This window comes from Listeria monocytogenes (genome assembly GCF_041765605.1).
GTDB classification, from domain to species: domain Bacteria; phylum Bacillota; class Bacilli; order Lactobacillales; family Listeriaceae; genus Listeria; species Listeria monocytogenes_D.
In genome coordinates this window covers 1,111,446-1,132,434 of the sequence record NZ_CP168900.1, presented here as the reverse complement: position 1 = coordinate 1,132,434, position 20,989 = coordinate 1,111,446, and the positions used below count along the sequence as shown (strand labels likewise).

The 20,989-nt window shown below is 35.3% G+C and carries 24 protein-coding genes and 2 pseudogenes; 6 read left to right on the top strand and 20 right to left on the bottom strand.

Features of this window, described 5'->3' with window-relative positions:
• Nucleotides 1–36: 36 nt before the first annotated feature.
• The 3 genes from AB2Q86_RS05745 to AB2Q86_RS05735 form a co-directional block, all read right to left on the bottom strand.
• Nucleotides 37–1,494: a leucine-rich repeat domain-containing protein gene (locus AB2Q86_RS05745; protein WP_012581541.1), complete on the bottom strand. Its 1,458-nt coding sequence runs from the start codon at nt 1,492–1,494 to the stop codon at nt 37–39.
• Nucleotides 1,495–1,774: 280 nt separating this feature from the next.
• A complete protein-coding gene (locus tag AB2Q86_RS05740; protein ID WP_012581542.1) occupies nt 1,775–2,065 on the bottom strand; it encodes a CPCC family cysteine-rich protein in 291 nt (96 codons plus the stop codon).
• A complete protein-coding gene (locus AB2Q86_RS05735) occupies nt 2,058–2,534 on the bottom strand; it encodes a GNAT family N-acetyltransferase (RefSeq protein WP_012581543.1) in 477 nt (158 codons plus the stop codon). The genes AB2Q86_RS05740 and AB2Q86_RS05735 overlap by 8 nt, the downstream gene beginning before the upstream one ends.
• A gap of 112 nt (nt 2,535–2,646) precedes the next feature.
• Between AB2Q86_RS05735 and AB2Q86_RS05730 the strand changes: the two genes are divergently transcribed.
• Nucleotides 2,647–3,237 carry a hypothetical protein gene (locus AB2Q86_RS05730; protein ID WP_014589041.1) on the top strand — a complete coding sequence of 197 codons (591 nt, stop codon included), beginning with the start codon at nt 2,647–2,649 and terminating at the stop codon, nt 3,235–3,237.
• A gap of 99 nt (nt 3,238–3,336) precedes the next feature.
• Here AB2Q86_RS05730 and AB2Q86_RS05725 read toward each other — a convergent pair whose 3' ends face one another.
• Nucleotides 3,337–4,476 (bottom strand): immunity 26/phosphotriesterase HocA family protein, encoded by a 1,140-nt coding sequence (locus AB2Q86_RS05725; protein WP_012581545.1) that lies wholly within the window; start codon nt 4,474–4,476, stop codon nt 3,337–3,339.
• A 24-nt stretch (nt 4,477–4,500) separates the two neighbouring features.
• Nucleotides 4,501–4,848, bottom strand: a complete 348-nt coding sequence (locus AB2Q86_RS05720) for a MerR family transcriptional regulator (RefSeq protein WP_012581546.1) — start codon at nt 4,846–4,848, stop codon at nt 4,501–4,503.
• 67 nt (nt 4,849–4,915) lie between these two features.
• On the opposite strand from AB2Q86_RS05720, the gene AB2Q86_RS05715 reads away from it, so the two are divergent.
• Nucleotides 4,916–5,224 (top strand): putative quinol monooxygenase, encoded by a 309-nt coding sequence (locus tag AB2Q86_RS05715; protein WP_012581547.1) that lies wholly within the window; start codon nt 4,916–4,918, stop codon nt 5,222–5,224.
• Between the two features lie 38 nt (nt 5,225–5,262).
• Here the strand turns inward: AB2Q86_RS05715 and AB2Q86_RS05710 are convergent, their stop codons facing one another.
• The gene (locus AB2Q86_RS05710; RefSeq protein ID WP_012581548.1) at nt 5,263–6,909 is read right to left on the bottom strand and encodes an amino acid ABC transporter ATP-binding/permease protein; all 1,647 of its coding nucleotides are present in this window, start codon (nt 6,907–6,909) and stop codon (nt 5,263–5,265) included.
• Between the two features lies 1 nt (nt 6,910).
• The gene (locus tag AB2Q86_RS05705; protein ID WP_012581549.1) at nt 6,911–8,626 is read right to left on the bottom strand and encodes an ABC transporter ATP-binding protein/permease; all 1,716 of its coding nucleotides are present in this window, start codon (nt 8,624–8,626) and stop codon (nt 6,911–6,913) included.
• A 249-nt stretch (nt 8,627–8,875) separates the two neighbouring features.
• On the opposite strand from AB2Q86_RS05705, the gene AB2Q86_RS05700 reads away from it, so the two are divergent.
• The 3 genes from AB2Q86_RS05700 to AB2Q86_RS05690 are packed head-to-tail and all read left to right on the top strand — an operon-like array spanning nt 8,876 to nt 11,183.
• Complete coding sequence (locus AB2Q86_RS05700) at nt 8,876–9,595, top strand: MerR family transcriptional regulator (RefSeq protein ID WP_012581550.1); 720 nt, start codon at nt 8,876–8,878, stop codon at nt 9,593–9,595.
• Entirely contained in the window at nt 9,592–10,188 is a 597-nt protein-coding gene (locus AB2Q86_RS05695; RefSeq protein ID WP_012581551.1) for an N-acetyltransferase, read from the top strand. The genes AB2Q86_RS05700 and AB2Q86_RS05695 overlap by 4 nt, the downstream gene beginning before the upstream one ends.
• Nucleotides 10,185–11,183 (top strand): S9 family peptidase, encoded by a 999-nt coding sequence (locus AB2Q86_RS05690; RefSeq protein ID WP_012581552.1) that lies wholly within the window; start codon nt 10,185–10,187, stop codon nt 11,181–11,183. The genes AB2Q86_RS05695 and AB2Q86_RS05690 overlap by 4 nt, the downstream gene beginning before the upstream one ends.
• Nucleotides 11,184–11,251: 68 nt before the next feature.
• Here AB2Q86_RS05690 and AB2Q86_RS05685 read toward each other — a convergent pair whose 3' ends face one another.
• The 8 genes from AB2Q86_RS05685 to AB2Q86_RS05650 all read right to left on the bottom strand — a co-directional run bounded on the left by AB2Q86_RS05685 (nt 11,252) and on the right by AB2Q86_RS05650 (nt 16,020).
• Nucleotides 11,252–11,686 (bottom strand): GNAT family N-acetyltransferase, encoded by a 435-nt coding sequence (locus tag AB2Q86_RS05685; RefSeq protein ID WP_012581553.1) that lies wholly within the window; start codon nt 11,684–11,686, stop codon nt 11,252–11,254.
• Nucleotides 11,687–11,711: 25 nt separating this feature from the next.
• The gene (locus AB2Q86_RS05680; protein ID WP_012581554.1) at nt 11,712–12,245 is read right to left on the bottom strand and encodes a hypothetical protein; all 534 of its coding nucleotides are present in this window, start codon (nt 12,243–12,245) and stop codon (nt 11,712–11,714) included.
• Nucleotides 12,246–12,427: 182 nt separating this feature from the next.
• Nucleotides 12,428–12,730 (bottom strand): hypothetical protein, encoded by a 303-nt coding sequence (locus AB2Q86_RS05675; RefSeq protein WP_012581555.1) that lies wholly within the window; start codon nt 12,728–12,730, stop codon nt 12,428–12,430.
• Between the two features lie 114 nt (nt 12,731–12,844).
• A complete protein-coding gene (locus AB2Q86_RS05670; protein ID WP_012581556.1) occupies nt 12,845–13,348 on the bottom strand; it encodes a DUF4274 domain-containing protein in 504 nt (167 codons plus the stop codon).
• Between the two features lie 37 nt (nt 13,349–13,385).
• Nucleotides 13,386–13,724: a hypothetical protein gene (locus AB2Q86_RS05665; RefSeq protein WP_012581557.1), complete on the bottom strand. Its 339-nt coding sequence runs from the start codon at nt 13,722–13,724 to the stop codon at nt 13,386–13,388.
• Nucleotides 13,725–14,030: 306 nt separating this feature from the next.
• Nucleotides 14,031–14,711, bottom strand: a complete 681-nt coding sequence (locus tag AB2Q86_RS05660; RefSeq protein WP_012581559.1) for a hypothetical protein — start codon at nt 14,709–14,711, stop codon at nt 14,031–14,033.
• A gap of 59 nt (nt 14,712–14,770) precedes the next feature.
• Nucleotides 14,771–15,370: a DUF6707 family protein gene (locus AB2Q86_RS05655; protein WP_012581560.1), complete on the bottom strand. Its 600-nt coding sequence runs from the start codon at nt 15,368–15,370 to the stop codon at nt 14,771–14,773.
• 107 nt (nt 15,371–15,477) lie between these two features.
• On the bottom strand, nt 15,478–16,020 hold the full coding sequence (locus AB2Q86_RS05650) for a DUF6756 family protein (protein ID WP_012581561.1): 543 nt from the start codon (nt 16,018–16,020) through the stop codon (nt 15,478–15,480).
• Between the two features lie 189 nt (nt 16,021–16,209).
• Here AB2Q86_RS05650 and AB2Q86_RS05645 point away from each other — a divergent pair.
• Nucleotides 16,210–16,398: pseudogene (locus tag AB2Q86_RS05645) on the top strand (IS6 family transposase); the annotation flags it as partial.
• Between the two features lie 170 nt (nt 16,399–16,568).
• Here the strand turns inward: AB2Q86_RS05645 and AB2Q86_RS05640 are convergent.
• The 5 genes and pseudogenes from AB2Q86_RS05640 to AB2Q86_RS05620 all read right to left on the bottom strand — a co-directional run bounded on the left by AB2Q86_RS05640 (nt 16,569) and on the right by AB2Q86_RS05620 (nt 20,982).
• Entirely contained in the window at nt 16,569–17,528 is a 960-nt protein-coding gene (locus AB2Q86_RS05640; protein ID WP_012581562.1) for a hypothetical protein, read from the bottom strand.
• A 776-nt stretch (nt 17,529–18,304) separates the two neighbouring features.
• Nucleotides 18,305–18,391, bottom strand: a pseudogene (locus AB2Q86_RS05635) (IS6 family transposase); the annotation flags it as partial.
• 131 nt (nt 18,392–18,522) lie between these two features.
• A complete protein-coding gene (gene guaA, locus AB2Q86_RS05630; protein ID WP_003736259.1) occupies nt 18,523–20,079 on the bottom strand; it encodes a glutamine-hydrolyzing GMP synthase in 1,557 nt (518 codons plus the stop codon).
• Nucleotides 20,080–20,207: 128 nt separating this feature from the next.
• Nucleotides 20,208–20,612, bottom strand: a complete 405-nt coding sequence (locus AB2Q86_RS05625) for a PTS sugar transporter subunit IIB (protein ID WP_003730540.1) — start codon at nt 20,610–20,612, stop codon at nt 20,208–20,210.
• A 61-nt stretch (nt 20,613–20,673) separates the two neighbouring features.
• Nucleotides 20,674–20,982, bottom strand: coding sequence for a putative quinol monooxygenase (locus tag AB2Q86_RS05620; protein WP_003738665.1), 309 nt, complete (start codon nt 20,980–20,982; stop codon nt 20,674–20,676).
• Between the last annotated feature and the right edge of the window lie 7 nt (nt 20,983–20,989).

Below are 20,989 nucleotides of genomic sequence, written 5' to 3'. Positions count from 1 at the left end.
AAAGGAATTTGACTAATTGCCAAATTCCTTTTTTTATTATTTTCTTTTACGTAAAAGAACTACGCTAGTTATTGTTAGCATGATGCCGCTAAACAAACTAGCTGCTATTCCTCTATCCCCTGCTTTTGGTAAAATCATATTTTCTTTTGCCGATTTTGTTGTTGGCACGGAATCCACAGAAACAGCCGAATTGATTGGAGTAATTTCGCTTTCAGTAGGAACTGATTCTACTGGATTCGTTGGCTCTTCTGGCTCTATTGGTTTTACAGGGTCAACAGGTTTTACCGGATCCACTGGGTCTACTGGGTCTACTGGGTCCACTGGATTAACAGGCTTTTCCAACAATGCCTGCGTGATTTTCCCCGAATACGTAGTTGTTAAAGAGCCAATTGTCACAGGCAAATTATACTCGTAGTTTAAAATATAATTACTTTCGAGCCCTGTCCAAGTAACTTCACCGTTCGCATAAATACCCGCGTGATTAACCTTTGTTGGTTGCGTCCTATTACCATTTTCGTCCGTAACTGGTGCTGGTAATGTTAACGGATCATCTACTTCCACTGCATCTAAAACACGAGTTTGATTATCGAGTGCTAATCTTGTTAAATTAGTGGAATTTTTCAGCGGTGAAATATCTATAATATGATTAAAACTAAGTGTTGCAGTCGCTAAATTTGGTACTTTTGCCAAACTGCTAATGTCTTTTACCTGATTTGCTTTTATATCAAAATCTTCAAGACTTGAAAGATTTTCAACTACACTAATATCCGTTATATTGTTTCCAAATAGACTTAATCCAAGCAAATTCGACATGTTCTTAAGCGGTGTAATATCAGTAATTTGATTTCGACCAGCCCAAAGTATCATCATATTGGATAAATTTTGGACAGGTGCCAAATCAGTTACATTACAATCTCTCATTGTCAAAAACTCTAACTGAGTCATGTTTTTAACTACACTAATATCTGAAATGGGATTAGCACTAATATTAAGTTCTATTAAGTTGGTTAAGTTCATTAGTTGGTCGATTGTTTGTACATTGTTAAATTCAACATCTAGTGTTGTTAACTTAGATAAATTCGCAATAGGCGTTAAATCGCTTAGTTGATTTTTGGGTATATAAAGTGTTTCTAGTTGTGTTAAATTACTAAGTGGCGTTAAATCACTTACTTGATTTCCATATCCAAATAGTTGCGTAAGGTTCTTCAAATACTGCACGCCTTCAAGACTTTGCACCCCTGCTGATGTGAAATGTAATGCTCCCACCGTGTTCAATTGACTTTGAGTAACGGCGCTAGTTACAGATGGTTGTTTTAGCCAATCAGCTACCACTTTTGCAAGATTGGGGTCTGGAAAGATTTCATTGATTGGTGTTGGGTTTGTGAGTGTATACGTTACCTCTGCTTCAACTGGATGTGGCTTAGTAAAATCTCCCATACTAAAGGCAACAGTTAAACCTAAAAGTAAGCTTGTAATAATTTTCATTTTTTTCATAGTATCCTCCTTGATTGTCAATCAACATCATACTCCGCTAATACACTCAAATCAACGGAACTAAGAGGAAATTTTTCTTGTTTCAGTAAATTCACAACACTTGTTTATCAACAGGCTTTTCTGCCACCTAACCTTACTACCATCAATAGTACTAGAATTTTTGCGATTCACACATCTTCTGTTAATTGTGTCTAAAAAATGAAACCACGTAAAAAATCAACTGTTTTTACTACTAAAAAAGGCAAGCTAGACATTAAATCTACACTTACCTTCCCTTTCTTTATAATTCGTCTGCAGTTGGCTCTCTAACAAATTTCTTCATTGCCAATTCACAAGCACCAAACTGTTTGAAATTTTGGCGTGCTTCTAATAAGGTTAAACCATTGTTAGCACTAGAGCGAATATTTAGCAAATCTTCTATCGTGGAAATATTTTGATAGTGCGAATAAATCTCCGCTTCATCAAAGACGAAATAAGCCTCGTCTTCCCAGTAACATACCTGACAAATTTCAAACTCGCCCCTAACCTCAATAGTTAAACTATTACAACAAGCGCATCTATGTTTAGGCATCTAATTCCTCTTTCCTCGATTGTACAGTCCATTTGAGCAACACCGTCAGTTCGTTTTCTTTTATAACTTCGAAACCAGCATTTACAAGAAATGCAATGCCTACTTCATTTTTCCGTCTAACTTCATCCAACAAAACAATCCCGCCACAATCAGTTTGAAAAAAATTCAAAAATAATTGTAAAGCTTTTTGAGCGATTCGCTGGCCTCTGTAACATGCAGCCACTTTAATATTTAAATGAGCTGTTCCTTTTTCAAAATCACGAAAGCTAACTTCCCCAACGGATTCTGTATCTTTTTTTATAATAAAATAAGCATTACTCGTTTGTGATTTTGACTTTAGCCAGTCCATTCGTATTTCTTCAGGAAAAGAAAATGGCCCACCGAGTACTTCTGTCGTTGCCAAATCTCCCCACAACCATTCAATGAAAGGAAAGTCTGCTGTTGTAGGTTGTTGTAGTGTGATTTCCATGATATTCCTCCTTGATTACTCCATATTTAAAAGTTCAAAAATGAACTTGAGGATTGCATTGTATAATGATATCATTATATACGACATAAATTCAACCAAGTGGGTGTTCATCATGATATATTACAAAGACAAACTTAAGACACTAGGAACCTCTTTAACCTCTTTATCTTTTATTCTCATGTTTGGCTTATTAACTATACTAGCGATTGAAAAACCAGAGTCCTTTTACTTTGGTCTTATTACTATATTTTTTATAGGACGTTTAATTGTTAAACTTATACTTCCTCCAAGAGAATGGATCCAAGTCACAAACAATGCTTTTATTCTTCACACACGCAACCAAACAAAAACAGTCTACTTTGCAAATGTAAAAAGAATAAGCTATAATTTCAAACCAATTCATAGGTTCTTGAAGGTGGCAAATCCAGAAACGATGGAACTATTCTTTCAGACAGAAACCAAAATGGAGAAATTCGACTGTGCCTTTATCGGCCGAAGTAATTTCGTTGAGTTAATTAACCAATTTGATGCCAAATTAGCCTCATTAAGCGAAGATATTATTGAACATGATCATCGCTATCCCCTGGATCTAGTACATGGAGCATTTATTTTCGGCGTTGTCATCCTCTGCTTTCTTCCCATGCTTTTGTTTGGTCGAGAATTTCTATTTGAGCAAATTGGGAAAGTTTTTGTATCATTTTAAAACGTGATGAAGATGGCGATACGCTTATCTTACCTGGAAAAATAATAAAAACAGCCTGAAGTTAACTTTTTTAACTTCAGGCTGTTTTTATTATTTCCATCATATTGATAACAGGTTTTGAGCTGAAATCCCATTATTTTTTTCATTAAAATCATCAAACGATATTTCCCCATCAATCGCTAAAACTGCATAAATTTGCTTTAGTTCCCCTTCTGAAAATATTGTTTTAGGTGAAACTAACTTTTTCGAGTAACCCGCAACTGGCGTCATTCCTAACCCTGAATAAGGAAGAAAATATTCTTTTCCACTACTTCTCTTTAAGAATTCTTTCGCAGACATCGTTTTACTGCCAAATCCCCAATCAAATCTAACCATAATTTCCTTTTTGTGCCTTTGAATAATCTCTCTATCTGATGCACCAATAGCCTGATAACCTGCATAAGTAGTAGATTCTCCATTAAAAGAAAAGTTCATTGGAAAAAGTATATCGGATTCTTCCAGAACTGCTTTACCAATAATTGGATAATCGCCACGTAATACTAGGTCATCCATGATAAATTCCGGATTTAAGAGTTCCTGCTTTTTCAACAGCTGTAAGTCCACGATCTTTTGCTGGCTTGTATAGTTAAAAGTACGAATCACAAGCGGGACCCCCATCATTAAATTGAGGTAGTGCGAGCTATCTTGAGGCATTATTTTTTGTTTCCGAAACGTCTGAAAACAACCAATTACAAGCGCAAAACCGAATTCATTTCCTATCGGATAAGAAAAAACAGCCCCTTGTTGAATGGTTTGTCTCATTTTCACTTTGCGTTTGGCTTTGGCTAATGTGTTTAACCAATCATTACCATACATTGCAGTAATTTTTTCTTGCACATTTTCTTTAGTAATAACCATATCTTCCGCAAAATAGAGGTTTTCAAAATGCTGAACTCCGAGTTTAAGCTCCATTCTGTGACTGACTTTATTTATTTTCAGCCTTAACTCTTTCGTTTTCGCTTTTAATATCGCCTTAAGTGTTAAAGGTTTTGACTTTGCATTTTTTCGTCCTATCAATTCATTAGTATCCGTGAGTTCCAAATCATAATCTATTTCTTTATAAGAATCAGCCTGCTCTACTATTAATTTTATCAGCCTATTCTCTCTGATAATTACTGTTCTATTTTCCACAGACAATTTTTGGTCATTTTCAAGAATTGGATGTAATCCGATCACTTCTCGTATTTCATTATTAATCATCTCTACTCGCCTTTCCTGCTGTTTTTATAGCTTATCTCGATATCCATCTGCTTTTTTAGCCACAAAAGAAATCGTTTCTGCCAAATCTTTCTGTTGCTCGTACAAGTTTTCCATATGATTATCTAAAATCTTTATCCGCTCTGGAAGTGAGTCATCACCTTGCTTTTGTAATGCTGCGAATTTTTTAATATTCGCTATCGACATCCCAGTTTGCTTTATTTTAAGCAACAACTGCAACCAACAATCATCTTCTTCTGTATAAACACGATAATTTTTTTCGTTTCTAGCAGGAATGAGTAATTGTTCTTCTTCATAATATCGAAGTGTATCAATCGAAAGTCCTGTCTTGGTGGCAAAATCTTTAATATACATCTAATTCCTCCTTGCTATCGGGTATACCCTATACCTTAAGCTTAACACATAAGAAGGAGGAGAAGAAATGTATTTAAAAGAAAAAGCTAATTATTTATATTGTACTGCAGTTATTCAAACTACCGGAAAGGTTTCTTATGAACAGTTGGTAGAACATTTGGAAGCGTTACGTGCTAAAACAGTGAAAGAACCTGGTTGTATTTTATTCGAGATAGTTCCTTTAGAAAGTGCACTCGGCAGATTTGCTTTGTGGGAAATTTGGCAAAATCAGGAAGCTTTTTATTCCCATCATGAACAACCATATACGAAAGAATTTTTTGCAGCCGAATTTGACACGGTTGAATTTTTCGAAAGCTCGGAAAAAGTAGATTTATAAATAAAAACAGCTTGTATACTATACAAGCTGTTTTTTTACTATTCTATTGCCTGTTTCAAGACACCATTTTCCAACAACCACTGTTCTTCAGCCAAATCTAGCGTCGTTTTTCGGTGAGATATTACAAGTACTGTTTTATCCTGAATCTCTGAACGTAGCGTATTTAGAATCGCTTGTTCATTAATATAATCCAAATTACTGGTTGGTTCGTCTAGTAATAATAGAGGCGCATCATGGAGAAATAGTCTTGCGAGTCCAATTCGTTGCCGTTCACCATCCGATAAATTTCGCGCTTGTCCACCAATTTTTGTATCATATCCCTCTGGCAAAGTTTCAATCCATTTATCGATTGCTGCTTTTCTCGCTGCTACTTTCACTTCATCCAAAGTCGCCGCTTTTTTTCCTAAACGAATATTATTACCAATCGTGTCTTCGAATAAAAAGGTACTTTGCTCCATCACGCCTTCTATCTGATGGAGTGATGACTCTGTAATTTTTGGAAGTGGCTGATTATTAAAATTCACTTCACCGTCCGGATCCCAGTAACGCATCAGCAATTTCACCAATGTACTTTTACCGCTACCACTTTCCCCGCCGATACCTAGCCATTTTCCTTTTGGTAAATCAAGCGAAAGTTCATTTAAAATGGCTTGTTTTCCGTCATGACTAAAACAGACTTTATTTAACTCTGCGCTTTCAAAATCTGTTAATTCCAGTTGACCATTAAACGTAACAACTGGTTTTTCTTCGGTCAAAGCATAAAGTCGCTTTCCGCTCGCAAACGTAGTTAACAAGGCCGTTCCTAACGCATTTAATGCTAAGACAGAACCAAAAGAACTCAAACTAAGCACCGTTCCAATCAATATCGTTTCAAGCGGCAATTGCCAAAAACTACCTAACACTAAAATAAGCGTCGCCGTTCCTATTAGCACCCATTCACCCAAGATTTGCAATTCACTGCCTTGGCGTAACCGTTTTTGATATTGCTTATTTAATTTTTCTCCTCGATCAGTTAAATTCGCCAAACGCGCCTCACCCAATTTAAACTGAAAAATATCTTGTAAACTTGCTATATTTTCCATTACGGCTTGATTCAGTCCCACAAATTCTGTTTGATAAGCTGTCCCGATTTTTTTATTGCGTTTGTAACTAATCATCGGCAAAACTACACCAACTAAAATTTGGCCTAGTAAAAGAATTAACGCTAAGCCAGTATCATACATTCCTAAAAATCCTACCGTCGCAATTGTCGTGCCAAGCGCAATGAAAACTGGAGAAATCGTGTGCGCGAAAAACACTTCCAAAGCTTCCACGTCACTAGTAATCGCGGTAATTAAATCCCCACTCTTTTTCCCAGACAAACGGGCCGGGCCTAGTTTTCGTAAAGTCGAAAAAATACGTTCCCGAATAATCGCAAGTAAGCGAAAAGCAATATCATGATTTAAATACTGTTCTAGATAGCGCGCCACTCCACGTAAAACGCCGCAACCAACCATCACAAAGAGCCATTTATAAGGATTCAGCGGTTGCGCCAAAATAACTGCAAGAATACCATATGCGCCAATTAAAGAAATCAAGATAACCGATAAATTACTAATAATTCCAAGTAAAATTGCGAGTATCATCTTTCCTCTTAATGGTTTCACAAATTTTAATAACCAACGAATAACCGTCCATTCTGACATGTTAAGCTCCCCCTTTGAGCAGCGCTTCTTCTTCTAAAAAGTAGTTTTTAAAGTAATGGGATTCTTGCTGTAACTGTTCCGGACTGGCAACCTCAACCAATTTCCCCGCTTCAAAAACTAACACCTGATCCGCTGCCAACACGTTATATAAGCGATGCGAAATAAAGAGCACGATTTTTTTCTGCGCTAATTTTTGTAAAACCCCAAGAATAATTTTTTCACTTTCCAAATCCACACCAGAAGTAATTTCATCAAAAACATACAACTTGGTTTCCCGAAGTAACGCCCTCGCAAGTAACAAACGCTGCCTTTGTCCCCCAGATAAATTACTCCCATTTTCTTCTAAAAGTGTGTTTAATTGTTCTGGTAAATTACGAACAAAATCTGCCAGGCTAACTTGCTCTAAAACATTCCATAAATCCGTTTCGCTTGCATGAGAATTACCAATTAACAAATTTTCCTGAATACTATTCGCGTAAAGATAGCCGTGGTTATCAACTAATACACCTTGTTTACGAATAGTTTCTCCATTTAAATCGGACAGTGGCACATCATTCCAATTGATTTCCCCTTGATAGCCTGGTAGTTGATTGAGTAGCACACGTACAAAAGTACTTTTCCCAGAACCAGACTTACCAACAAGAGCAGAAAAACTCCCTTGATTAAAACTAGCAGACACTTCATGAAGCGCCGCATTTTTCTCCTTTTCATATGTAAAAGTTAAGTCACGAACTTCTATTCTTTCTAGTGATTTTTCTAGTTCTACTTCGCCATAAACTTGCTCTTTTAATTCCAAATAAGCGAACAATTTACTACAAGCACTAATCCCATTCATCGCTACATGGAATAAAGACCCCAACTGACGCATCGGAATAAAGAATTCGGCGCTAAGTAGTAAGAACATTAACATTCCGGTCAAACTTATGTCACCATTTGTGAACATAATTAGCGATATCCCAATACCCAGCGCTGCCCCACTGTATGAAATAATATCCATAATCGTAATAGAATTCAGCTGCATAGATAACAAACTCATCGTCGCTTTTCGAAACCGCTCTGCATCAGAAACAATTTCCTCTTGCTTGTACTTATCTTGATCATAGGCTTTTAAAATGCTCAAACCACTTAAATTTTCATGAAATTTGCTTCCTAAGTTTGTATAATCGGACCAATAACCACTCAAAATCCGTTTGGCAATTTTCATCACTGCCATTATCACAACCGGAATCATCGGCATACAAATCAATAACACTATCGCCGGCTCCCATGCAAAACCAACTAAACTGCCAAAAATCATTAGAGATGCGATTAAACAATAAAATAATTGCGGTAAGAAACGTGAATAATAAATTTCTAATTGTTCAATCCCATCAACAGTGAGTTGTGTTAAGGTAGACGCAGGTAATTGCCCTTCGCTATTACCTAAACGAAAAGCTTTTGCCATTACAGCGCGCCGCATGGACAACCGTAATTCTGCCGGTGCTTGGTAAATTTGTTTCTCCGCTAATTTAGTGAGTATCGCTTTAAAAGCTAAAACAAGTAAAACTATCCCAACAAGTCGTAACCAATCGACACTCCCACCCTCTAAATATTGCGTTAATTGTTGAGCAAAAATAAACCAAAGACTTATCATCAGCCCCAAACCAAGCACACGAAAAAGAATTAATAAAATTAACGATTTCTTTTCAACCAATTGAAACAAACGCTTATCAATCATTGTCTTTCCCCCGAGTTACATAAAAGTTTATTTCAGTAAACCTCTGTGCTTTCTTTGTTTTTTTGGCTATTTTAACCATTTTTAATCCTATTTTTCCCATTTGATTGCTAACCTCCGTTAATAAAGCTTTGTTTATTATATCACAAAAAAACATATTTGATAATGATTCTCATTGTCATTTATTATTTTTTGTTGACTGTGTGGTAACCACATGGTTTATACTAAAACTAAATCATAAGTAGGTATTATATGCGAACCCTTTCCACTGGTGAAATCGCTCAACTTTTTCAAATATCTAAATACAAAATACGTCACTATATCGATGAAGGTATTCTCGTTCCTAAAAGAAATCCAGAAAATGGCTATTATTATTTTGAAGAAACGGACATTTATCGTTTATATCAAATTATCCTATTTAGAAAAATCGGCTTTTCCATACAAGAAATCAAAGAAAGCCTGCTTGGTGAAAAAGTAACTCCTATGTTAGAACAAGCCGAAAGAGATCTACAAAAAAAGATGGACGACTTATTAGAAACCCAGAAAACAATTCAACAAATCATCCATGCGCAAAAAGATATCACTTTCCATGAAATGGCGTTTGTTATTAGAGAAACTCGCTACTTCCAAAAAATTCCCGACCAAATAATCTATCATAACTCTATTGACTATTCCCGAGCCGTAAAGCAACATCTACCTAATTTAGAAGAACCATTTTACCTTTTCACAGAACAAGACACTGGCATAGTCTGCCTTAAAAGCACCAAAGAAACGAGTGATTATACATTCCCAGCCGGCAAATATGCTTGCAAGAATTTTATAGTAGAAAATGAAAAAATCTTAGAAACACAAATCGAACAGTTTTTAGAAGAACTAAAAACCCCTGCGCAAAATTGGTTAATCCATGAAAATATTTACCCTTCACTCGCCTATCCGCAAGCAATGGTTTACACGATGGAAGTGCAAATATGACTATTTCAATAAAAAATATTACCTCATTTGAGAAAGAAAGCATCCTGAAAGAAGTTGTTTTTTTAGTTGGTGCAGGGTTTAAATCGAAGTTCACGAAGGCACTATTTTCGGAAGCTGAAGTAGAAGATGTTATTTATGCCTTTTGCCATTACATCTTTACAGAAAAAGGCAAAAATCTACTTATTGCAACACAAGACGAAAAAGTTTGCGGTTGTTTATTTTTAACGAGCAAAGCTGATTCTCATCGCCAATTCTATCATTCCATACGTGAATATCTGGCATTTTCAAAGCGGCTTAAACTAATTTTCTTACTCAGCCTCCTATCTCACAAACCAACCTCCAACGAACGATACATTGATTTTATAACCGTTTCACCCAATTTTCGTAGTCAAGGAATTGGAAAAAAGCTTCTAAATCATTGTATAGAAACTTTTCCTAAAGAGCAGATTACTTTATACGTAGCCAAAAACAATATTGGTGCCTATCAACTTTATCAAAATTTAGGTTTTCAAGTGACGGAACAAGAAAATAGCATAATTATCGGAATATTAACCGGAATCAAAGAATGGCATAAAATGGAGTGGATAGAATGAAAGTTTGGAAAAAAATTACTATTACAGTGAGCGCAATAGTTATCCTTTTAATTGCAGTACTATTTATCGGAAATGATTACGAAATGAATGAAAAAAGAGTTATCATCCCAACTGCCGGCGGGGACCTTTCTGCCGTCGTCACTACCCCAAAACTCGATAAACCTAAAGGAATTATCGTGTTTGTGCACGGCGATGGGGCACAAGAAGCAACACAAAACGGCGGCTATAAACCACTAATGGAACGCTTTGCCAAACAAGGCTACATCTCTGTTTCTTGGGACAAACTAGGCGTTGGTAAGTCATCCGGTAATTGGCTAAATCAATCCATGGATGATCGTGCAAGTGAAGTCAATCAGGTTATTGCATGGTTAACGAAGAAATATCCCGACAGCACTGCTAAGATTGGCTTATGGGGAGCTAGCCAAGCCGGTTGGGTGATTCCTAAAGTAATGAATACAAATAAAGATGTTGATTTTTCCATACTAGCAGCCCCTGCTATCAACTGGATGCGACAAGGAGAATACAATACTGGTTCACAAGCCAAAAATGCCGGCGCCTCAAATAAAGAAATTAACCAAGCAAAACAAGATTTTTTATCTGATAGCAAACTTATATCTAAAAATGAAACCTACGAAAGCTACAAACAAAACGGTGGAAAAGAAGACATGTCTCTAGGCCGCTATCAATTTGTGCGCAAAAACATGAACCAAGATGCAACCAAAGACCTTTCGAAAGTACAAGCAAAACTCTATCTTGTTTTAGCCGAAAAGGATGAAAATGTTGATTCTGCGGAAACTAAAGATATTTATTCGCGCGTTGTAAAACAAGCAAATTTAGAAATCCAAATTATTTCTAATGTGAAGCATCAAATGATTAACCCAGCTATCGCTAATTCCCAACTACTCATCAATGTAGTTGGATTAATGGTTCCAAAGTATTTTTTAGTGGACGATGCTTATCTTGATTACTGCGAGAAGGTTGTTTCTGAGCAATAAAAAAAGAAGCGCACAGTGCGCTTCTTTTTTACTAGCTATGTCTTATTGTATTTACTCCTCACTAACATTTATGCTCGCTCCAAATGAAGGATAGGATATGGCTTTCCAAATCCATCCAATTCACTCCTAGAAGAAATCACAAATCCATGCTTTAAATAAAACCTCTTGGCATTTTCGTTCTGTTCATTCACATCCACTTGATTTATCTGCTTCTCTTCCATTAACCAAGCAAGAATCTGACTCCCCAAGCCTTGCCCCGTGAACGCCGGATCAATAAAAAGCATATCTAGTTCCTGCTCGCTCGTCCCACTAAAACCAACGATTTCCTCACCTGAAAACCAAAGTAACAACTCCACTTGATCTAAAAAACCCGGAACCTTCTCTTTATAAAACTGCCGATCTTCCGCAGCTAAAAAATCATGCGTTGCAATAACTGATTTTTCCCAAATTGCTAAAATCGTCTGGTAATCTTGTTTTTTCGCTCGTTTATTTATAAGTATCATTTTTTTCAACTTCCTATTTTTTTATTTACGCAAGTTCTTCCGTCAAAATTAATAAAGACGACCCATTTTCATCTGTTGCCGCTATTTCAAGAAAATCAAAACCGTCCGTTTTCACTTGTTCCCATGGGATATGTCGCTCATCAATTAAGATTACATTGCCATTTTCGTCAAATTCATAATCTTCTTTCTCTGATTCATAATCAATGCCAATACCTATAGATAAACGAATGTTAGATAAATTATTTATAGGATATTTTTGTAATTCTCTATTTTGTGTAGCATCTTCCTCAAACTCATCACAAAACATACTATCATAGCCATAATATGCGCCATCATAAAGCAAAATTTCTTTCCCCGATAAAGTGCTTTTCGCTATAATTTTTAATGGGATTTCGGAATCTTCTTTAGTAATTAACTGATCACCTTCTATTTCTTCCAGCGTTCCGCAATATAAAATGTCAAAAGTTTCCTCGTTACTTGTTGTTACAATTTCTACATTAAGAAAATCATTAATATTTACCTCTTTAGCTGTGTTTTTCAAATACGATGGAATCAACATTTTTCCTCCTTAGTAATTGTGTATGTTTGTTAAAAGCCGATTTTTCGTTTGATGTCTTTATAGTGTATAGATTTACTACTTTTCACTAATATTTGCTATCTCCACCGAAAAGCCTCGCCTTATAGTTTAATTATACTGTGTAAAACGTATAAATCAATTTAACTTTCAATTAACGACGCTCGTTACAAACTAAACGACACTATCGTCCCTCTCCCAACAACACTTGCACCCTCCATAACCATAAAAGAACTATTTGGCTGAATCTTACTATAACCAACACCCTCTTGTTCATACAAAAAAGAACACATTGCGTACCCCGCCGAATCCAGCGCATCCACTTCTATATCATAAATTTCAACACCTAAATATTCCCGCTCCTCATCCAACTCCATCACAAAATGCGGCCGATACCCCGCTTCCGGAACCGTTTTTCTTGCATTAGAATAAAAGGTAACCTCTACCATAAAGGTCTGCTGCGACTTCATATTATTCCTCCTAATCTGCTTTAATATTTTCAAAGCACCAGTAATAAAAAAAGCCGAAAACCTATCAAACGATTTTCGACTTTGAATTCCTTTTAAAATAACACCGAATCAAGCTTATTCTTCCACTGATTCAGCTAGTTCATTATACCGTTCTTGCAATTCAGGAGGAAAACCATCTGCCCAATCCGCCGCCTCCGAAACTTTTAGCCCTTTCAAAGGAAGAAACATTTCGCTCGCAATCGCTCTTTTCATTTCCTCCTCTTGAAACTCGGCTGGAGGTGCGTAACTATAAACTTGATTTTGATAGAACCCAGCTAAGTACTTTTCTTCCAAAATAGTAACAATATCAAAATCTTCCTGATACCAACTGCTTTTTTCAACCATCTCTTCTCTCGTTTCAAATTGATAAGCAAAGTCCGGCTCCATTAACCAAAACAACATTAACGCCGTTCCTTTATCCGTTTTCGGCGAATTAGCGATCCAATGAATCGGTTTCTTCGGATTATCAAAATTCCATTCTACAACCACTTGATGAATCTCTTCAGGCGTACATTTTTCTAGATAATTAATAAATAACTCCGAAACCTTCTCTTCAAATTCTTCTTCTGTAATACTCATTTGATGATCTCCTTTTCATGCTGTCATTTAAGCTAGTTTATTTTTTAAGTTTGGATACATGCGGTGGTTTCTTTTCCCCACCGAGCAAGATTGCAAGTATTAGGAAAATATATGGATGTGTAGTAAAGAGCAATACACTGAGAATCCCAATAGGGCTCAAGATTAATTCGTTTGTTTCTGAAGAAATCCCACCCACCCATATATAAACAAATAATACGAACAGGGATATAAAACACATCCCAATCAACGCTTTCCCCGCTATAGTAAACTTATATTTTTCAAGCGATAAAGCCAATGTTGTAGAAAATATACCGATAATAACAAGTAAATAAATTGTCATAAATTCTGGTTCAAATACAACTGGAAATTCGTTCATAAAGTTACGCTCCTTTAAAATTAGTATGCTGGATTACACTGCTGTTTATACGTTGTTGTTTGAAACGCAAAAATCCCATGATGTTTTTTGAATTGTTAAAGGTTAAAAGCATAAACATAAAGAAAGTGAAATCAATTTTACCCTTTTGTGTATGATTGATTTTCTTTTCTCCTTTCGTATTTGAATCTCCCATGTTTTCATTTTACATTATTATTTGTGAAATAAAAAGCCGTTTTGGGTAGCTTCTCTAATTAATAACTCGTGATACGTTATATTTCATTTATTATAGAGCAATAGAACATCTACCTATAAATCTATTTTTAATAGCCCATTTCTTGCTCCTGTAATTTGTATCGTCCTATTAGTTACCTCTACATTAGAAAACAGAAATTGGAATGCCACTAAATAAGGATCTGTCGTATAAATAGCTCTCTCTTCCATAACATTCTTCTTGTCCATTATTCGGAGCTTTAAATTACATTCTTTTTCAGTAAATTGAACCCAAACTTCACAAAATCGATTGATTGCAGTTATTTTCTTTCGCTTTAATAAATAAGTAGTTTGATAATTATTTTCTCTAAACTCCTCTATTACTTTTTGAGAAAAATTTGCTGCTAGTTTTGTTTCCAAAATGAATGGTTTTAAATTGACTTCCATTTCACTTGTAAGCTTTGAAAAAACAGCTTCAAATAAGGTATAGAGATATTCTTGCCTTTGCCTTATAGTTTGAAAAGCCACGTATTTCTGTTCATCAAACGAAATGCTCAGCGATAAAATGTTAGCTGTGTTAACACCTTGATTTATCACAACTTCCGTATCCTTAACACCAGTAATTACTAATCTGGTAAAGTTGCAATTTATCTTCTCCTTTTTTAGCAGTCTTTCGTAAGCTACCGAAAGCGCCCTAGATTCTGTATTTACTTTATGAATAATATCATGATTAAATTGTGCTTGTTCTAAAGCAAAAAATACACTTTTAAACATCATGGCTGCTCACTCCGATACTAATTTACTAAAACTTTTACAAATACATGAGATCTCTGCAATTATAACGAAACTCCATACTTTTTCGTTTGCTGTAACTCTGCTGAATATTGTCTAAATATTTCTACTGCCTCTTCTACTGAAACACCAGTCATATTGTTCAAAGTAATTGGTTCGATAAGACTTGATAATGCGACAAATTTCCAATCAAATTCTCCAGATTCTCCTCTAGGTGTGCTATTGATTTTTTCTTTATGGCTAAGATCCTTAAGAACAATCCGAGAACGATTCTTTTTATACTGCGCATATCTTTTTTCAGGAGTATTCCATATTTTCATTGGAATTTTAAAATGCGCCTCTATTTTAGTAGCAATTTCTTCGGCCTCTTCTTTTTTCCCAAAATGCACAAGTATTTGCATTTCAAACATCCAAATCCTATGAATAAATGTCCAAACATCAAAATCATTATCAAATTTTACGTCGTTCGTTAGTCGGCAACACAAAAGCGCCTCTTCATAATAATTGTTTATATACAAAATCTTGATCAAATCAAGCAATGACTCCATATCCCCTTTTGATTTAAAAGACATGTTTTTTGCTAGATTATCGTATTTTGTTTGAGCTGTTTTGTTAGGAATTGTAATTGTGATATCGGATAACATGTTTTTTCCTTCTTTCGTGGTTGAGTATAAATATGGTAGTAAAATTCACAAAACGAATTATTACTTATTATCATCGAGTTTTCTTTCTACTAATGATGGATAACTAATTAGTTAGTTTGTACTGGCAATAGATGTACGTTTATATCACTATCTAGAAGGACCATTTTATCTATAGAAAAGAACAGTCCATTATCTACGCAAGTAACATAATCGCCATCATCAGAATAACCAATAAGCCAATCAAATTTTTGGGAAACTATATAACAATCGCCTTCACCTATAGGACTGCCATAATATAAAATTTTCATTAACGCCTCTAAATAACCTGTATAGATCCATGTATAATTATCACCAGTAAAAACAACATATACAGGTGCTGTTTGTCCTACAATGCTTGGAACTAATTTAAACCATTCCCACCAATCATTTTTTTGATAACTAATTCCTATACATCTTAATTTATGATTATATCTCAAATACCCTCGATGCAAATTAAAATCAAAACCATCTTCCAGATTGATAAATTTAGAGATTATTTTATTTTCTATTTTTTTATAAGAAATTTTATCAACTTCAAAAAATGTTTTTCGATCAATATTATGCTCTATAATAATACTTTCTACTTCATTTCTTGGCTCAAGACTGTTCATCATCCACCTCTTATTTACTAATTGTAACAAACTCAAACATTGTTGAGTACTTATTTTTTATTAAATCTTGTATTTAATAAAGAGGATTAACTAACCATTCATAACAAAAGATATAAATACGCTAAATCTATTACAATCCACAATGGTATCATACTCCACTTAAGCATCAAAAAACGACGAATCATTAAACTGATTGGACAAAACCATCGACCAATCAAACGTCGGAGTAAATTTTATCAAAGTCTTCGCACCACTTCGTCCACGATTAAAGGGATGGAAGCTCTCCGAGGAATATAGAAGAAAACCAGAAAAGATGGAACGCTCTTCGGGTTTTCAGTATGCACGGAAATAAAGGTTTTGCTGGGAATTCAAGGTTGATCTTATGCTGAGACAAGAAGGTTTTTTATGATTAAACTTTACAACAGAACCATATCTTATATTCTATCTTTCAATCATCGTTTAGTTTCAACATGTCCTATGTTGTGTATATTACATTAAATAGATTAATCTTATTTGTTATTTTTCGGCATTTTTAGATTTTATTTATTTTATATAGAAGCAACAATCCAATGCCCTCCCTTTATAAATCGCTTCAGCACATCATCACTCCAATAATGACCATTTTGAAATACGTAATTAGTTATCTTCTCAAAGTCGAATAATTCATTACATAATAAAAGTATTTCATCTGAATGTTTATTAGCATGGATATCATGTAATTTCTTAATCCAACTTTCTTTAGGGCTCTTTCCTTTTGCTGAATCTAATAGTGATATCAGCTTTTTTTTAATTGTAAAATCAGTCCACATATCTTGTGATATATATGCTTTCATAACAGTGTTGATTCCTAAATAACATCCTTGATTATTATTAACTTTAAATCTTTTCAGATATGAGATGAGACCTTCATCTTCTTGTCTAATAAGAGTCAAAATTTTTTTATAACATTGTATATCATGATGAAAACTCTTTTTTTTAATAATAGAAAGTAAATTTAATAATATCTGATTTCGTTGTTCCTCATTAGAAGTAGCACAAATTCTACTTAATTTTTCTATTTTTAACAGATTTTCCAGTATATCACCATTAGGAGATACTTCAGGTATTTTTTTTGTATATTGGGTCAACAGCTCAAATTCTATAGGTGTGAATTGAGTTCCTTCTATTTTGATATAATCTGAAAGCAAATTCCGTAAAAGGGTTGTTAATCGAGCAATATATGAGGGTCTTAAATATCCCCCAGATGAAATATTATAGTACACCAGCAACTTACCAATCATATATTTTTTAGCGTTTTCACCAATAAAAGGAAGGATCTCACTATGTTGTTCTCTCATTTCATTTTCATAATTCAAATCCATAGGCTCAGATTTTTCATGCCTGATTAAATAATCAAGAAACCACTGTTCTACTATCATATATTCGTTTTCAGAAACTTGTAATCCATCAGCAAAAGTTAATGAATTACAACTATCCTCTCTTATAAACTCTTTGTATATTCCATCCATTTTAAAACGAACTCCTTATTTTAGTGTGAAAAATTAATTTTTCTATTTTGAAATTTATCATCATGATATTTATAACTATGAACTACTCTACTAAATTTATATTCTCATAAAGCCGTATCTAATTTTTACAGCCTCATAAATTATTTTTATTAACTTTATTGAAACCTCCCCATGATTGATATCTGATATTCTATCTTTCAATCATTATTCTGTTTCAATATGTCCTAGTGTTTGTGTATATATTTTGTCCTTTAATTTTTATTTTTCTTGCAAGGTAATTATAGCATCTTATTCTTAATCATGTTGCTCTTTATTATCATCTTTCAAAAAATGATAGTTATTTTATTCTAATTAGTATTTCAAGTATTATTTCCCCCTAAAAGGATTATAGTAAATAAAGAATCTGTATTACAATAAGTTTTTTACCAATGGTTATAATAGATTTCCTAGTAATGCTCTTTAAAATTTTTTTATAAAATAACTTCATAATCTCTTCTCACCCTTTTATTCAATATTTTTTGATTCACAAACACTGACAAATCCCATCCCTTTGCACACCATTGATTCAAGAATTTCAGTATTACTTTTATCGCTAATCTTAGAAATCTTTTTTCTTCAATTTTTATAGCTAAATCTTTTAATGCAACATTTGCACTCCCTAATTTTTTTAAAGCTTCTTTTTAAATATTTCTTTGATACCCTAGTTAAGTAAGCTAAATTATGGTTCTGTTGCAAAGTTTAATCATGAAAAAACAACTTCTTGTCTCAGCATAAGATCAACCTGGAATTCCCAGCAAAACCTTTATTTCCCTGCATACTGAAATTCCGAAGAGCGCTCCATCTTTTCGGGATTTCGGGCATAAAAAAAGAGACATCACTTTTTTGTGATCTCTCTTTTTTTGTGTCCTAAAATTCTTGACGGAATTTTAGCGGACAACTTTCTCAAATTTAACGGTTTTTACCCATTTTATAAAATGCCAAACGATGTAACCCTTTACTCCCACTCAACCGTAGCTGGTGGCTTACTCGTAATATCATAAACAACACGATTCACATGATCCACTTCATTCACAATCCGTACCGAAATTTTCTCCAGTACATCCCACGGAATACGTGCCCAATCGGCTGTCATACCATCAATACTTGTCACCGCACGAACAACTACAGTATGGTCATACGTTCTACCATCACCCATAACACCAACGCTACGGATATTTGGAAGAGCAGTAAAGTATTGCCAAATTTCGCGTTCTAGACCTGCGTTTTTGATTTCTTCACGCAAGATGTAATCAGAATCGCGGACAATCTCTAATTTCTCTTCCGTAATTTCGCCAAGAACGCGGATTCCTAAGCCTGGGCCTGGGAATGGTTGGCGCCAAACGATTGCGTCAGGCATGCCAAGTTCTGTTCCTAGTGCGCGAACTTCATCTTTGAAAAGTGTATTTAAAGGTTCGATTAGTTTAAATTGCATATCTTCTGGTAGACCGCCGACATTGTGGTGAGACTTGATTGTTTGGGCAGTTGCTGTACCACTTTCGATGATGTCTGTGTAAAGTGTTCCTTGTGCTAGGAATTCTACGCCGTCTAGTTTGTTGGCTTCATCGTCGAATACGTAAATGAATTCGTTACCGATGATTTTACGTTTTTGTTCTGGGTCAGAAACGCCAGCAAGTTTGTCCATGAAGCGTTTTTTCGCATCTACTTTGATGATGTTCATGTTGAACTCGCCTTGTAATGTCGCCATTACTTGGTCAGCTTCCCCTTTACGAAGAAGGCCATGATCAACGAAAATACATGTTAGTTGGTCGCCAATTGCTTTATGAATTAACACACCAACAACAGAGGAATCTACGCCGCCAGAAAGTGCAAGCAAGACTTTTTTGTCGCCTACGATTTCTTGGATTTTAGCGATTTCTACTTCACTAAAGTTCTCCATTGTCCAGTCGCCTTTACAGCCACAAACGTTTAATGCAAAATTCTTCAGTAATTCGTTTCCGTGAACTGAGTGACGTACTTCTGGGTGGAATTGCACGCCGTAAAGAGAACGCTCTTCGTCTGCAATAGCTGCAATTGGGCAAGACTTACTAGTAGCTGTTACTTCAAATCCAGCTGGTTCCTCGACAACTAAATCGCCGTGACTCATCCAAACAACTTGATCGGTTGGTAGTCCAGCAAATAAACGACTTGGTTTTTCGACGTGAATGTCCGCTTTCCCGTATTCGCGGTCTTTCGCACGTTCTACTTTGCCACCGAAGTGCGTTGTCATTAATTGCATGCCGTAACAAATTCCTAAAATCGGAATTCCCATGTCAAAGATTCTTTCGTCAGCGCGGAAGGCATCTTCGTCATACACACTGTTAGGTCCTCCTGAAAAAATAATCCCCGTTGGATTTAGTGCTTTCATTTCTTCAACTGTAATAGTATGCGGATGTAATTCACTATACACACCGAATTCACGAATGCGGCGCGTAATTAGTTGATTGTACTGACTACCAAAATCTAGAACGATAATTTTCTCTTGCTCGGTAAAGTCTTTCATAATTTTAAACAAAACCACCCTTATCTATAAAATGAAACCGCAAAATTGCGGTTACTTCACAATAATATAAGAAAAGGACAAATCACTTGTCCTTTTCATCTTCTTTCATTTTAACGTTTCCCCTCTAAAGTTGCAACACCTTATTTGGAATTTTTCGCATCCATTAAGGCTAGACCTTGCGTGAGAATCTTATCCCCGCGCATCCGACCGAAATCGAGTGAATCAATATTAGCGCAAGGAATATTTAGTTCGCCTAATACTTCCTCCACTGTTTTGTACATATATTTCACTTGTGGTGCTACTAAAACGGCATCGACTTGCTCTTTATAATCACGGAATTTCCCAGCTGTAATTGCGCCGACTGGACCCATCACGACAACCAGATCCCGCTCGCTATATTTCTCGAGAAAACTATCTTTGTATTTTACGTCATCTGGAAATAGTAAAACAGCGTCCATTCCTTCCGACGTCGCGCTTTTCACAACATTTTGTGCCATTAAGCTTGACGTCGCACCGCCAGCACAAACAATCATCAACGTTTGCATTTTGTCATCCCTCCAAAAAAATGATTCCAGGAGAGTCCCAGAATCATTCTTGTTGTTAAAATTATACGCCTTTTCCACCGAGTATGTCTAATTCTTGTATTTGTTTTATTTCTTTTATCATCGGTTTGGCACGTGCAATTGTTTCTTGTACTGCTGGGTTATCAAGTGATGCTGCATGATGCCCTTTGTCGACCCAAATCTCAGAAACAAACACCGTATCTGCCTCGGTTTCAGATTCACTGACGATATATTGGATACACGTGTTGTAATCATCCAAAGCCTCTGCTGCTTCAAGCAAGATTTTCACTAAATTGTCTTTTTCTCCTGGGTGTGTATAAAATGCAGTTAATAAACCATAACCAACTTTCATTTAAACA

Coding starts and splice junctions, on each gene's coding strand:
- AB2Q86_RS05620 (WP_003738665.1), bottom strand. CDS start 20,982: ATGAAAGTTGGTTATGGTTTATTAACTGCATTTTATACACACCCAGGA.
- AB2Q86_RS05720 (WP_012581546.1), bottom strand. CDS start 4,848: ATGTATATTAAAGATTTTGCCACCAAGACAGGACTTTCGATTGATACA.
- AB2Q86_RS05705 (WP_012581549.1), bottom strand. CDS start 8,626: ATGATTGATAAGCGTTTGTTTCAATTGGTTGAAAAGAAATCGTTAATT.
- AB2Q86_RS05745 (WP_012581541.1), bottom strand. CDS start 1,494: ATGAAAAAAATGAAAATTATTACAAGCTTACTTTTAGGTTTAACTGTT.
- AB2Q86_RS05735 (WP_012581543.1), bottom strand. CDS start 2,534: ATGGAAATCACACTACAACAACCTACAACAGCAGACTTTCCTTTCATT.
- AB2Q86_RS05675 (WP_012581555.1), bottom strand. CDS start 12,730: ATGAAGTCGCAGCAGACCTTTATGGTAGAGGTTACCTTTTATTCTAAT.
- AB2Q86_RS05640 (WP_012581562.1), bottom strand. CDS start 17,528: ATGGATGGAATATACAAAGAGTTTATAAGAGAGGATAGTTGTAATTCA.
- AB2Q86_RS05695 (WP_012581551.1), top strand. CDS start 9,592: ATGACTATTTCAATAAAAAATATTACCTCATTTGAGAAAGAAAGCATC.
- AB2Q86_RS05665 (WP_012581557.1), bottom strand. CDS start 13,724: ATGAACGAATTTCCAGTTGTATTTGAACCAGAATTTATGACAATTTAT.
- AB2Q86_RS05625 (WP_003730540.1), bottom strand. CDS start 20,612: ATGCAAACGTTGATGATTGTTTGTGCTGGCGGTGCGACGTCAAGCTTA.
- AB2Q86_RS05725 (WP_012581545.1), bottom strand. CDS start 4,476: ATGATTAATAATGAAATACGAGAAGTGATCGGATTACATCCAATTCTT.
- AB2Q86_RS05655 (WP_012581560.1), bottom strand. CDS start 15,370: ATGTTATCCGATATCACAATTACAATTCCTAACAAAACAGCTCAAACA.
- AB2Q86_RS05715 (WP_012581547.1), top strand. CDS start 4,916: ATGTATTTAAAAGAAAAAGCTAATTATTTATATTGTACTGCAGTTATT.
- AB2Q86_RS05700 (WP_012581550.1), top strand. CDS start 8,876: ATGCGAACCCTTTCCACTGGTGAAATCGCTCAACTTTTTCAAATATCT.
- AB2Q86_RS05680 (WP_012581554.1), bottom strand. CDS start 12,245: ATGTTGATTCCATCGTATTTGAAAAACACAGCTAAAGAGGTAAATATT.
- AB2Q86_RS05730 (WP_014589041.1), top strand. CDS start 2,647: ATGATATATTACAAAGACAAACTTAAGACACTAGGAACCTCTTTAACC.
- AB2Q86_RS05710 (WP_012581548.1), bottom strand. CDS start 6,909: ATGTCAGAATGGACGGTTATTCGTTGGTTATTAAAATTTGTGAAACCA.
- AB2Q86_RS05660 (WP_012581559.1), bottom strand. CDS start 14,711: ATGATGTTTAAAAGTGTATTTTTTGCTTTAGAACAAGCACAATTTAAT.
- AB2Q86_RS05685 (WP_012581553.1), bottom strand. CDS start 11,686: ATGATACTTATAAATAAACGAGCGAAAAAACAAGATTACCAGACGATT.
- AB2Q86_RS05670 (WP_012581556.1), bottom strand. CDS start 13,348: ATGAGTATTACAGAAGAAGAATTTGAAGAGAAGGTTTCGGAGTTATTT.
- AB2Q86_RS05650 (WP_012581561.1), bottom strand. CDS start 16,020: ATGAACAGTCTTGAGCCAAGAAATGAAGTAGAAAGTATTATTATAGAG.
- AB2Q86_RS05690 (WP_012581552.1), top strand. CDS start 10,185: ATGAAAGTTTGGAAAAAAATTACTATTACAGTGAGCGCAATAGTTATC.
- AB2Q86_RS05740 (WP_012581542.1), bottom strand. CDS start 2,065: ATGCCTAAACATAGATGCGCTTGTTGTAATAGTTTAACTATTGAGGTT.